Source organism: Acinetobacter sp. 1542444 (assembly GCF_000581835.1).
GTDB lineage: Bacteria > Pseudomonadota > Gammaproteobacteria > Pseudomonadales > Moraxellaceae > Acinetobacter > Acinetobacter pittii.
Genome location: NZ_JEYA01000005.1, coordinates 67,236 through 79,902, shown reverse-complemented (window position 1 = coordinate 79,902; position 12,667 = coordinate 67,236). Strand labels below are relative to the sequence as shown.

Genomic DNA, 12,667 nt, shown 5'->3' with positions numbered 1-12,667 from the left:
TGTATATGATTCCGCACGTTTCACGTTTACTCGAACTTTGGCGTATTGCAGCGCACTATAGACTCGATACGTTGTTCCCTGCGGATGAATTACCAGTTAAAGCTCAGCATGCATTAAATATTATTAAAATGCACCCTGCTGCATGGTCGAGTCGTGAACGTAAAAATCCTTTAAAGCTCAAAGAAGCTTTAGAAGATATGGGACCACTTGCAATCAAGCTCGGTCAATTACTGTCTACTCGTCGTGACTTGATTCCACCTGAGGTGCTCGCTCAGCTGGTTTTACTTCAAGATCAAGTAAAACCTTTTGATGGAGATGTTGCTAAACAACGTATTCAAGATTCGTTAAAAGCTGACGTTAATACATTATTTGCTCGCTTTGATGACCAGCCATTAGCTGCCGCATCAATTGCCCAAGTGCATACTGCTGCATTGCATGATGGTCGCGAAGTCGTTGTTAAAGTCACTCGCCCTGACATTCGCAATCAAATCTTACAAGATTTTGAAATTTTGGCATGGTTAGGCAATACGCTAGAAAGCCGCCTTGAAGCTGCCCGTGCGTTGCATCTCACCGAAATTATTCAAGACTATCGCCAGATCATTTTAAATGAACTGGACTTGAGTATTGAGGCAGATAACCCCCGCCGTATGCGCCATTACTTTACTGGCTCAACCATGATGTATGTGCCAGAAGTCTACATGGACACCAAAGATGTCATGGTGGCTGAGCGCATTACTGGTGTGCCTATTTCAGACACGGCAACCTTTGACCGTCTAGGTATGGACCGCGCACAACTTGCAGAAAAAGGTTTAACCATTTTCTTTACGCAAGTCTTCCGCGATAACTTTTTCCATGCAGACATGCATCCCGGTAATGTCTTTGTAGAAACCATTAATCCAAGCAATCCACGCTTTATTGCACTGGACTGTGCGATTATGGGTGAGCTATCTAAACACGACCAGATGACGGTTGCCCGCATGTTGCTTGCTGTCATGAACAGCAACTTTATGCAGCTTATTCAAATTGTGCATCAAGCTGGCTGGATTCCACCGGGTACTGACCAAGATGCTTTAGCACGTGAAATGCGCCGCACTGTTGGGCCAATGGTGTCTAAACCAATGGATCAACTTGATTTTGCGGGTATCTTAATTCAAGTCATGGATATCGCTCGACGCTTCCATCTTGAGATACCACCACAGCTCATGCTGCTACTCAAAACTTTAGTGCATGTAGAAGGCTTAGGTACTGATCTTTATCCGCAGCTCGACATCTGGAAATTGGCAAAACCAATTCTGACAGAATGGGTCAAATCCAATATGAACCCAGTCAAAAATGTAAAAGAGCTCGGCCAGCAGTTACCTGATCTGCTTTTAGGTGCTCAAGATTTCCCAAGTTTAATTATTGACAGCCTAAATGGTTTAAAAAATCAGTCTGCTTGGCAAGACCGTCAGTTACGTGAAATTCAGCAACTTCGTTTGCAAATGGAACACCAACAACGCCGCAGTTGGATGTTCGGTAGTAGCATGCTGATTTTACTGACTATTGCGATTATTAGTCCTTGGTTTGTCTCGATTATTCTGATTGTGTTGAGTAGTTTATTAGCGCTGTGGCGCATATTGAAATAAGTTCAAAATCCCTTGCCAGTGCAAGGGATTTTTTTATGGGCAAAACTCTAATATTTTAAAAAATTTATAGATCAGCTATTCGTTCATTGCTAAATTGAAGCTATAAATGCTTCAAAAGAACAAACAATGAAAACACCTCATTTTGCTATTATCGGTGCCGGCACTGCGGGTTTAGCCACAGCGATTTTACTTGCTCGTAAAGGCAATAACGTTACTATTTTTGAACAAGTTGATGAGTTATCTCCGGTAGGTGCTGGTTTATTACTACAACCTGCGGGCTTAGCTGTATTTGAACATTTAGGTGTGCTCGATAAAGCGCTGTCATTAGGTGCAAGAGTCACAGGTCTAGAAGGACAACTTCCAGACAAGCGTCTTTTAGTTAACAGTCACTATCACGAAGCATCAGCACATCTCTATGGTTTAGGTATACACCGAGCCACTTTATGTCATGTGCTCACTCAAAAGCTTAGTGAATATTCGAGCCAAATTACTTGGTATATGAACCATTCTGTTGAGAGCTTTGAAGAACATAACAATGAAGTTCAGCTATTCGGAAGTCATCAAAATCAAAAGTTTGATGCTCGATTTGATGCCGTACTTATTGCCAATGGTGCACGTAGCCAGATACGCCCTAAAGCATGGGTAAAGGTTGACCAAGCCTACCCTTGGGGTGCGGCGTGGAGTATCGTGCCTGAGTGCCAAGTGCTCGATTCTGAAATTCTGCATCAATTTTATGATCGCTCGAAAATTATGATGGGAATTCTCCCTACAGGAGCAGTTCCAACAGAATCTCAACAGCGCCTTTCGAGTATATTTTGGAGCTTACCTACTCCACAATTACAAAGCTTTTTACAAGATGAGCAGGCTAAACAAGCTTGGGTAAAGCAAGTCTCAGAACGTTGGCCCAAAGTTGCAGAATGGCTAAAAGAGATTTTGTATAACAGTCAAACTCAGCCCAAATGGTTATCTGCAAACTACCGTGATGTCGTTATGACTCAATTTGGTCAAGGTCGAATTGGGGTAATTGGCGATGCCGCTCATGCGATGAGTCCGCAGTTAGGTCAAGGTGCAAATATGGCATTATTGGATGCTTGGGCTTTCTCTCAATCATTGCAACATGCTCAAAAAAACCAGAATATTGATTGGTCCCTGCTCTGGCAGCACTACCACCAGCTTCGCCGTTCATCCACCCAGTTTTATCAATTTCTTAGTCGCTTATTAACACCACTTTATCAGTCTGATCATTGGTGGGCTGGAGGTTTAAGAGATTTAGTTTTTCCGTGGATGTATCAAATCCCTTATTTTCGAAAAGAAATGGCAATTACAATTTCAGGCTTAAAGACTGGTCCATTCCAACAACTTGACTATGATCAGGTTGCTCAATTTCCTAAAGAAAACAGTGTTTTTAATTTAAAAAGCGAATCTCTGTCTGACTATTAACCCCACCAAATAATAGTGATTAACACATGAAAATTAGCCATCTTGATCATCTTGTTTTAACTGTCTCAAATATTGAATCTACCTGTCATTTCTATCAAACCGTATTGGGGTTTGAAGTCATCACGTTTAAAGGTAATAGAAAGGCTCTAAAGTTTGGAAATCAAAAAATAAATTTACACCAGCAAGGCAACGAGTTTGAACCGAAGGCATTACAGCCGACTCCTGGATCTGCCGACTTGTGTTTTATTTCAGACACTCCCATTTCAGAAGTGGTTGCACACCTTAATCAATTAAATATTCAAATTGAAGAAGGTCCGATTGAGCGTACTGGTGCAATGCATCCTATTCTTTCAGTTTATATTCGCGATCCAGATCAAAATTTGATTGAGATTTCAAATATCCTCACGCCCTAGTCATTTGAATAAGATACAGATTGGTAAGTGTTACAAGCTATTCATTACGCTAGCAGAGACAAAAAGGACAAAGAATTTTTCCGCAAAGCGACGTTGATGCCGTACACTATACAAGCTATTTTTTAGCATCAGATTGAAATCAATTTATAGTTCATATTTCTTTGGTGATTCCTCATGAATAACACGCAATGGCTCGATGAAGTAAAATTTAACGAACAAGGTCTTATCCCTGCCATTGCTCAACATCATCAAACCGGACGTATTTTGATGGTGGCGTGGATGAACCGTGAATCACTTGCGCTCACAGCAGAAAAAAATCAGGCTGTTTATTTCTCTCGCTCTCGCCAAAAACTTTGGCATAAGGGTGAAGAATCAGGCCATTTCCAAACGGTTTATGAAATTCGTCTGGACTGCGATGGTGATGTAATTATATTACAAGTTGAGCAACACGGCGGTATTGCATGCCATACAGGTCGTGAGTCTTGTTTCTACCGTAAACTTACCCCACAGGGCTGGGAAATTGTCGATGCACAATTAAAAGACCCTACTGCAATTTATGGCGATAAAGCCAAAACTGAAAGCCACGATCATGCTCACACCACTGAACAAGTTGATGTACTTGCTCACTTAGGGCAATTGATGCAAGAGCGTAAGCAAGCTGAAGCGGATACGTCATATGTTGCAAGCCTTTATAAAAAAGGTATCAATAAAATCTTAGAAAAAGTCGGCGAAGAAAGCGTAGAAACTATTATTGCTGCGAAAGACTACGCTGCTCAAAATACAGAAAGCAATTTAAATGACTTGATTTATGAAACTGCCGATTTGTGGTTCCATAGCATTGTCATGTTGGGTTATTTCGATCTTAATCCACAACTTATTATTGACGAATTAGCTCGTCGTCAGGGTTTATCTGGTTTAGTTGAAAAAGCTAACCGCAACAAGGTTTAAAATCACTCAGTGTCGAATATCGAAAAACCTAAAGCCACCTATGAGCAAGCTATTGCCATAGATAACGGACGTCTTGGGCAATCATTTAAAGTGATTGCCTATGCGGGTACAGGTAAAACTACTACGTTACAAATGATTAGTGATGCCATGCCTGAACGGCGCGGTATGTATTTGGCTTTTAACAAAGCCATTGCTGGTGAAGCACAAAACAAATTTCATCGTAATGTAGACTGCCGGACTTTTCACTCACTCGCGTTTCGCAGTGTGCCACGAGGTGTGACTGATAAATTACGCTTACCTCGCTTAAGTCCAAGCTTTATTGCCAAAGAATATCGACTAGAACCTATTACTTTACGACGCATGATGGGTGGACGTTATGAAAAATACGTCTTAATGCCAAGCCGCCTTGCAAGCCTTGTCGCCAATGCTGTCAGCTATTTCTGTTCAACCAGTTCTCAATATCCAGCTCCTCGACATATTCAGGCGCCCAACTGGTTACATCCGGATGATATTACCGAGCTACAAACTCATCTTTACCCTGCTGTAGAGCGCCGTTGGTTAGAGTCCATCGACCCAAATCATCAGGCAGGAATTGGTCACGATATTTATCTCAAACTTTGGGCTTTGTCTGAACCTAACATCCCAGCCGATTATGTCTTATTTGATGAAGCACAAGATGCCGACCCTTTAATGCTGGGTATTTTACTTCGCCAAAAAAGTACGCAGGTCATCTATGTAGGTGATGCACATCAGCAAATCTATGCGTGGCGTGGTGCAATTAATGCAATGCAGCAATTGCCCTTACCAGAGTCTCGCCTCACCACTTCTTTTCGTTTTGGTGAAACGATTGCGGATGTTGCCAATGCATTGCTAGGTGGTTTAAATGAAACTGTTCCTCTGCTTGGTAATCCAAACCAGAAATCAAGTGTCGTAAATAAACCGCATACCAAAATGCGTGATGCGATTTTGTGCCGTACCAATGCTCGGGCTATGGAACTTCTATTAGCAGGTTTAGTTCACGGCGATAAAGTGAGTTTGCAAGCTGATCATCAAAAGCTAAACCGCTTTGTAGATGCTGCAAGCCTCTTAAAGCAAGGAAAACGGGTTACTGATGTACCTGAATTAGCATGGTTTAATTCATGGCATGATGTCCATGAATACTGTGAAACTAATGAAGGTAGTGATATTAAGCCATTAGTAAAACTGGTCGATGATCACGGCACAGACCCACTAAAAAAAGCACTTGCAAAGATTACACCACTTGAGCAAGCTGACTATGTCATCTCTACAGCCCATAAAGCGAAAGGACTAGAATGGAACCGTGTTCATATTGAAGATGACTATCAATTTAAAATTAATGGGTTAGAACACAAGATTACCGATGAAGAATTAAGACTACTGTACGTTGCCTGTACTCGTGCTAAAGTAAGTCTAAATATCCATCATCTTTATGATCTGATACAACAATTAAAACTAAGGGCGCCTTTAAGTCTTCGTCAGTCGGTTGGTTGAAGCGCTCATATTTAGGTGATCCTATGAAACTTGAATCTGTCCAATTTAAACATATTGCTCTGTTTCACGACCTTAAAATACACTTTCACTATGAAAAACAGCCAATCACCTTAATTTTAGGTGAACAGGCAACTGGTAAAAGTATGTTGCTCAAACATATTTACCATGCTTTAACTTGGCTGCCTGCTCGCCTTAAAGATTTGCGTAGTCCCGGTATTGTCATGCCTGATCAAGACATTACTCAGTCGCGTCTACAATCAAAAATTGAAGTGACCATTCAAGTTCCTTCAGAAATAGGTCATCTGCCAGAAAGTACCTCTGCTCAGCAGGTAGACTCTTCACTATGTAGCTGGAAACTTTTTAAAACCTTAAATGCAAGTGGGATTGGAGTGAGCCAAGTTGAAACTCAGCAACTTGACCAAACCATGGCTCTATATCAACAAGTCATAAAAAAAGATCCATTACAGGGGCTTCCCTTAATCGCTTACTACCCAGCCGAGCGATTTGTGAATGATATTAATCTGCTTAATAAAAATTTACCTGGCATTACTCAAGCCATTTCAGCCTATGACATTAGCCCACTACCGTTTACAACTTTTACACGCTTTTTTGAATGGCTACGAGAAATTAGTGACATCGAAAATGCTCAAGCGGCATATCTTGTACAACGGATTAGATCGAAACAATCAGATCAACAAGATCAAACAGAATTATTAAATGAGCTCCAAAAAGAGTTATCAGGGCAACCTAAACAGCTCACTTCACCCAATCTCTATGCCCTCAAGAATGCATTGAATGTAGTTTTGCCTGAGCTTAAAGATCTATATCTACAATATCAGCCTCGGTTGCAACTTATGGTCGACTATGAAGATCAAACCTTACCTTTTCAGCAGCTTTCAAATACAACCAAAACTTGGATTGCTTTAGTAGGCGATATAGCCCGCAGACTCTGTTTACTCAATCCATTAAGTTTAAACCCTTGCCTTGAAGGAGACGGCGTTTTACTCATTGACCAGATTGATGCACAGCTCGACTCAACACATTGCTCTGAGATATTAAATCGACTTCATCAAGCATTCCCACGCCTACAAATTATTGCAACAGGAAGTCGTGAAGAGCTACTCGAACATGCTTCGACCTATCAATGTTTAAAATTAGAGCACGGTAAAATTAGCCATCTTGACCTAAATACGACCAAGCAACAGCTTGAACATATCTATACCTTACTTCAAAGAAGCGAACCTTTAACACCATCTATAGAAGCACAGCCTCTGAGTTTAATAGACCCAACACTAGCACAGATTGAGGTTTTATTTCAGCAGATTCAGGGTTTAAATGAACAACAAAAAAATGAATTATTAAGGATGATTCATGCGGGAGACGCACCGGAAGAAAGCCCTTCGGTTTGAGTTTTATAATCAAAAAACCACACTCACAAAATATATGGTGGAGTACGGTTTTTTAGGCATTAAAATAACTAGATGTTGTTACTACATGTAATAACATCAGATTTTCAATGCTTTTTTAGTGTACAATAAATTTCATTTTGCGTTTTTATTCTTCAAGTTGCGCAATACAACTTGTTTCTCGCTTTATTTTCTAATTTGGTTGGGTTTTCGGAATAATAAGCTTTGGAACTCTCTTTGAATTCCTATCTATTCTGAAATTAAAATTTCACCTTTAGGTTTCGACCTAAATCACATATGGATACGAGTGTGCTACCGATAATTATCTTATTACCGTTAATATTAGGCACCACCCTTGTTTCATTGCTTCAACGGTTCTCGCGTGGAGTAACGGCTTTAGGGGCAATTGGAGTCAGTTTAACCAGTTTTGGTTTATTACTGACTCAAGCTAAAACTGTGCTTGGTGGTGCAAGCATTCAACAAAGCTGGGATTGGCTCCCTCAATTAGGGATCAATCTAAGCTTTAGACTTGATGCTCTTGGTTTATTATTTTCTCTTCTTATTACCGGTATCGGTACACTCATTTATATATACGCCTATTATTATTTAGGCCCTAAAAATTCTTTAAGTAAACTCTATACGTTACTCATGCTGTTTATGGCAGCAATGCTGGGTATTTCGCTCTCTAATAATCTTATTATTTTATTAGTCTTTTGGGAGCTCACCAGTATTTCATCTTTCTTGTTAGTGGGTTATTGGAGTCATTATGAAGCTGCTCAACGTGGCTCTCGGATGGCACTCACCATTACAGGAATGGGCGGTTTAGCAATGCTAGGTGGATTTGTTCTATTAGGACAAATCACTGGGACCTATGAAATTAGCGAAATCATGGGCATGAAAGATGCGATCCAAGCTCATACTCTTTTTATTCCGATGTTATTGCTTATTTTACTTGGCGCATTTACGAAGAGTGCTCAGTTTCCATTTCATTTTTGGTTACCTAACGCAATGGCGGCACCAACACCAGTGTCCGCTTACCTGCACTCTGCGACCATGGTAAAAGCCGGGATTTTTCTACTTGCCCGCTTACTTCCAATCTTTATAGGCGCTGCGATTTATCATAATATCGTTACGTTTGTCGGCCTATTTACGCTCTGTATGGCAGCGTGTTTTGCCATTTTCAAAGAAGATTTAAAAGGACTGTTAGCCTATTCAACCATTAGTCATTTAGGGCTTATTGTTTGTTTACTTGGGATCGGTTCTCCTTTAGCGGTTGCCGCTGCTATTTTCCATATTATTAACCATGCAACATTTAAAGCAGCGCTGTTTATGCTTGCAGGGATTATTGATCATGAAACTGGCACACGTGATCTTCGAAAACTCAGTGGTATTTGGCAATTACTTCCTTTCACTGCGACACTCACCATGATCACCGCTGCTTCTATGGCAGGTGTACCACTTACCAATGGCTTTATTTCAAAAGAGATGTTCTTTACCGAGCTATTGGCAAATCTTTCAGGCTCAACGGTTATCTTTGCCAGCATCATTGCAACTCTGGCTGGTATCTTCGCAGTAAGTTATTCAATTCGCTTAGTGCATGGTGTTTTCTTTGACGGTCCAATTGGTAAACAAGTTCCAAATAAAGATGCACATGAACCACCAATCGGGATGCGTGCTCCAGCCATTCTTCTTGCTGTGCTCTGTATCTTGGTCGGCGTTCTGCCTTCGTTATTGGTAGAACCACTGGTCAATAGCGTAACTAGAGCAAGCTTAATGCAACCAGAATTTGCAGGCACACACCTTGCAATTTGGCATGGATTCAACGCTCCTCTTGTGATGAGTATTATTGCTTTGGTTGGCGGTACGCTGTTCTACTTTGCTTTAGCAAAAGACGGCATGATTCGTAAAATTGACCTTGACCCACGTCTAGGCAAATTACAAGGCCGCATCTTATTTGATTTATTTTTAAAACATCTGCTGCTTACAAGCCGAAAAATCAAACAAAAAACTGAAAATGGTTCATTGCAAAGTTATTTGTTCTGGATCATTGCTTTTAGCATCATCATGGTCACCATGCCTTTACTCAATCAAGGGCTGAGCACAGGTACACGTGAACTCACCCATGCTCCATGGATTGCTGTGGTTCTTTGGCTGACGTTGTTCTCAGGCTGTTGGATGATGCTCTGGTTCCACCATGAGCGTATTAAAGCAGTACTTATTAGTGGTGCAATTGGTCTAGTGGTAACGATGGTCTTCGTCACCATGTCAGCACCAGATTTAGCGCTGACTCAAATTACAGTAGACGTTGTAACGACTGTTCTTTTATTAATGAGCTTATCTTTACTTCCACAGCTCACGCCGTATGAATCTCGTCGTTCTAGACGTTTGAGAGATGCTGCCTTAGCAATTATTGGAGGTTTAGGAATTGGCTGGATTACTTGGCTCATTTTAACCCGTGATCATAATTCAATTTCTTGGTTCTTTGCCCAACAGTCTTTACCACTTGGTGGTGGCTCAAATATTGTAAATGTCATTTTAGTTGACTTCCGTGGCTTCGATACCTTCGGTGAAATTACGGTATTAGGCATCGCTGCGATTGGTGCCCTATGTTTAATGGATGGTATGCGTGTACACGGCACAACCATGACGCAAGGTCTCACCTACCGTTTTAATCCATCTCCACTTATGTTCCGTATTACGGCTTCTTGGGTATTACCGCTAGCGCTTGTCGTCAGTGTTTATATCTTTTTGCGAGGACATAACTATCCAGGCGGTGGCTTCATTGCAGGTCTAATCACCTCAATGGCGCTAATCATTCAATATATTGCATTAGGTCAAGATCAAGCAGAACAGCTATTAAAAGCGAAGTCTGGCCGCCTTTACGAAGTCTGGATTGGCACAGGATTAACGATTGCAGGTCTGACTGGTATAGCAGCATGGTTCTGGTTACGTCCGTTCCTCACGAGTGCTCATGTCTATGTTGAATTACCAATTCTAGGAAAACTACATCTAGCTTCAGCTGCAAGTTTTGACTTGGGTGTTTATATCACCGTTGTAGGCGCGACAATGTTGCTCATCTCTGTATTAGGCGACTCTCGTCATTCGAGTATGTCCGGTCCTGTACCACATCGGGAGGAATCATCATGATCAGTTTAGAATTCTTACTGGCTTCTGCTATTGGTTTACTTGTTGCCACAGGTATTTATCTGATTTTACGTGCTCGTACTTTCCCTGTTGTGCTCGGATTGGCTGTAATCGGTTATGCAGTAAACCTATTTTTATTTGCTATGGGTCGATTACAAATCAGCTCACCAGCAATTTTAACTGAAACAACAAAAATAACCGATCCACTTCCTCAAGCGTTGGTGTTAACCGCCATCGTGATCGGTTTTGCAACTACAGCGTTTATTGTACAACTTGCGCTACGTAGCCGTTATGAATCAGGTAGTGATCATGTTGATGCTAAAGAAGATGCTTCCCCAACATACGACCCACGTGAGGATGAGCCGTGATGTTTGATTTTTTATCTTTTTGGCAACAACACACGCCTATTTTTAGCATTCTCATCCCAGCATTTACTGCTTTTATCTTATTACTGTTAGGTAACCCTGGGGCAGGTGCTTTAAAAGATGACTGGCGTCAGCCTTGGCGTCGTGGCATTAGCCTCGTCTCAGCAATTGCCGGATTAATTACCGCTATTGTTTATCTTAGTTACGCCAGCACGGGGCAAATTACTGTTTACCAATTAAGTGAATGGTCAGCGCCATTTGGTATTGTGCTTGTACTCGATCGTCTTTCAGCTTTTATGCTGGCACTGACTTATGCATTAGCAGTACCAGTTTTATGGTATGCAAGTGATAATTGGGACACGCGTGGCCGCTATTTCCATGCCATGGTACATTTCTTATTAATGGGAATCTGTGGAGCATTTCTAACAGGCGACTTATTTAACCTTTTCGTCTTTTTTGAAATCCTGTTGATGGCTTCGTATGTATTGCTCTTACATGGACAAGGCAAACCTCGTTTTCAGCTTGGCGTTCACTATGTCATTATCAATCTTTTAGCCTCTGCCCTCTTCTTAATTGGGCTTGGTATGATTTATGGCAGCGTGGGTAGCCTCAACATGGCGGATGTCTCACGTCTTATACCGACACTTGAAGCAGATCAACATAAATTAGCAGTCGCTGGTTCCTTACTTCTCTTTGTTGTTTTCGGTATTAAAGCAGCAATGCTTCCTGTCGGTTTTTGGCTACCAAAAACTTATGCTGTTGCAAGTACACCTGTGGCTGCAATTTTCACTATTATGACTAAAGTCGGGATCTATTCTATTTTACGTGTAAATGGAACAGTATTTGACGATGCGCTTAGTCAAGAAATCTTAAAAAGCTGGTTATTGCCTATTGGCTTAATTACTTCTCTTTATGGGGTGATTGCAGCAATTGGAGCAGATCGTTTACGTCGATTTGTCGGCTTTATGGTCCTTTCTTCAATTGGTACCTTGCTTACAGCAATTGCCATGTCTAATACGCAGGCATGGTCTGGTGCTTTATATTACTTAGTGCACAGTACATTGATTGGTGCAGCTTTTTATCTATTTTGTGGATGGATCACTTCACAACGTGGAGATTTTAAAGATCATTTAAAAGTTGCCCCAAGAATCAAACAAGAAAAAGCGGCTATGCTGACTTACTTCTTGATTGCCATGATGCTTGCAGGTTTGCCACCTTTTAGTGGTTTTCTTGGAAAAGTATTCATTTTACAAGCGACAGTTGAAGCTAGCTATCAAGGCTGGATTATTGGTGTTGTGCTTGTTGTGAGCCTATTAAGTATTATTGCACTCACACGTGTTGGTTTTATCTTATTCTGGCGCGCCTCTCCTCCAGAAGAAGATCCAATCCATCCAGCTTATATTCTTTATCGTGCTTTGCCGGAACGCGCACCACCACGTAACGATCAAGTTATCTATCTATTACTGGCTGGTTTAATCGCTTATGTTGTCTTTGCTGCACCAATTCAGCATTACACATTAAGCACCGCACAACAGATTCAGGACCATGCACTTTACCAACACTCTATTCTTAAAGTAGATCAAAACGGTGAAGTCATCAGTGTGCAACCATATGATCCAGCTTACTTACCGGAAACCAAGTACGGCGGTGAAGTTGAAGATCATAATGCTTATCTTGTTCCAGATATTATTTCGAAAGATACGTTCAATGGCGAACATATTTCTGAATATAAACAACGACAAATTCAGCAACAGGACAAACTCCAAACGCCTACCATTGTTGATGAAAGTCAATTGAAACCTATGGAGCCATAA

The 12,667-nt window shown here is 41.2% G+C and carries 9 protein-coding genes; all 9 read left to right on the top strand.

From position 1 onward, the window contains the following. Positions 1 to 5: 5 nt before the first annotated feature. Positions 6 to 1,625, top strand: coding sequence for an ABC1 kinase family protein (locus J580_RS17710; RefSeq protein WP_032005101.1), 1,620 nt, complete (start codon positions 6 to 8; stop codon positions 1,623 to 1,625). Positions 1,626 to 1,751: 126 nt separating this feature from the next. Further along, entirely contained in the window at positions 1,752 to 3,065 is a 1,314-nt protein-coding gene (locus tag J580_RS17705) for an FAD-dependent oxidoreductase (RefSeq protein ID WP_032005100.1), read from the top strand. Positions 3,066 to 3,091: 26 nt separating this feature from the next. Next, positions 3,092 to 3,478: a VOC family protein gene (locus J580_RS17700; RefSeq protein WP_014208236.1), complete on the top strand. Its 387-nt coding sequence runs from the start codon at positions 3,092 to 3,094 to the stop codon at positions 3,476 to 3,478. A gap of 174 nt (positions 3,479 to 3,652) precedes the next feature. After that, entirely contained in the window at positions 3,653 to 4,426 is a 774-nt protein-coding gene (gene hisIE / locus J580_RS17695; protein ID WP_014208235.1) for a bifunctional phosphoribosyl-AMP cyclohydrolase/phosphoribosyl-ATP diphosphatase HisIE, read from the top strand. Between the two features lie 9 nt (positions 4,427 to 4,435). Further along, positions 4,436 to 5,938 (top strand): UvrD-helicase domain-containing protein, encoded by a 1,503-nt coding sequence (locus J580_RS17690; protein WP_002114901.1) that lies wholly within the window; start codon positions 4,436 to 4,438, stop codon positions 5,936 to 5,938. 23 nt (positions 5,939 to 5,961) lie between these two features. After that, on the top strand, positions 5,962 to 7,347 hold the full coding sequence (locus J580_RS17685) for an AAA family ATPase (RefSeq protein WP_032005099.1): 1,386 nt from the start codon (positions 5,962 to 5,964) through the stop codon (positions 7,345 to 7,347). Positions 7,348 to 7,641: 294 nt separating this feature from the next. Next, positions 7,642 to 10,491, top strand: a complete 2,850-nt coding sequence (locus J580_RS17680) for a monovalent cation/H+ antiporter subunit A (protein ID WP_032005098.1) — start codon at positions 7,642 to 7,644, stop codon at positions 10,489 to 10,491. Continuing rightward, a complete protein-coding gene (locus J580_RS17675; RefSeq protein ID WP_002115033.1) occupies positions 10,488 to 10,856 on the top strand; it encodes a Na+/H+ antiporter subunit C in 369 nt (122 codons plus the stop codon). Before J580_RS17680 ends, J580_RS17675 begins: the two co-directional genes overlap by 4 nt. After that, complete coding sequence (locus J580_RS17670) at positions 10,856 to 12,667, top strand: monovalent cation/H+ antiporter subunit D (protein WP_032005097.1); 1,812 nt, start codon at positions 10,856 to 10,858, stop codon at positions 12,665 to 12,667. The genes J580_RS17675 and J580_RS17670 overlap by 1 nt, the downstream gene beginning before the upstream one ends.

Bases quoted from the DNA above. Each gene is read 5' to 3' on its own strand.
- J580_RS17710 (WP_032005101.1), top strand. From the start codon at position 6: ATGATTCCGCACGTTTCACGTTTACTCGAACTTTGGCGTATTGCAGCG.
- J580_RS17705 (WP_032005100.1), top strand. From the start codon at position 1,752: ATGAAAACACCTCATTTTGCTATTATCGGTGCCGGCACTGCGGGTTTA.
- J580_RS17700 (WP_014208236.1), top strand. From the start codon at position 3,092: ATGAAAATTAGCCATCTTGATCATCTTGTTTTAACTGTCTCAAATATT.
- hisIE (WP_014208235.1), top strand. From the start codon at position 3,653: ATGAATAACACGCAATGGCTCGATGAAGTAAAATTTAACGAACAAGGT.
- J580_RS17685 (WP_032005099.1), top strand. From the start codon at position 5,962: ATGAAACTTGAATCTGTCCAATTTAAACATATTGCTCTGTTTCACGAC.
- J580_RS17680 (WP_032005098.1), top strand. From the start codon at position 7,642: ATGGATACGAGTGTGCTACCGATAATTATCTTATTACCGTTAATATTA.
- J580_RS17675 (WP_002115033.1), top strand. From the start codon at position 10,488: ATGATCAGTTTAGAATTCTTACTGGCTTCTGCTATTGGTTTACTTGTT.
- J580_RS17670 (WP_032005097.1), top strand. From the start codon at position 10,856: ATGTTTGATTTTTTATCTTTTTGGCAACAACACACGCCTATTTTTAGC.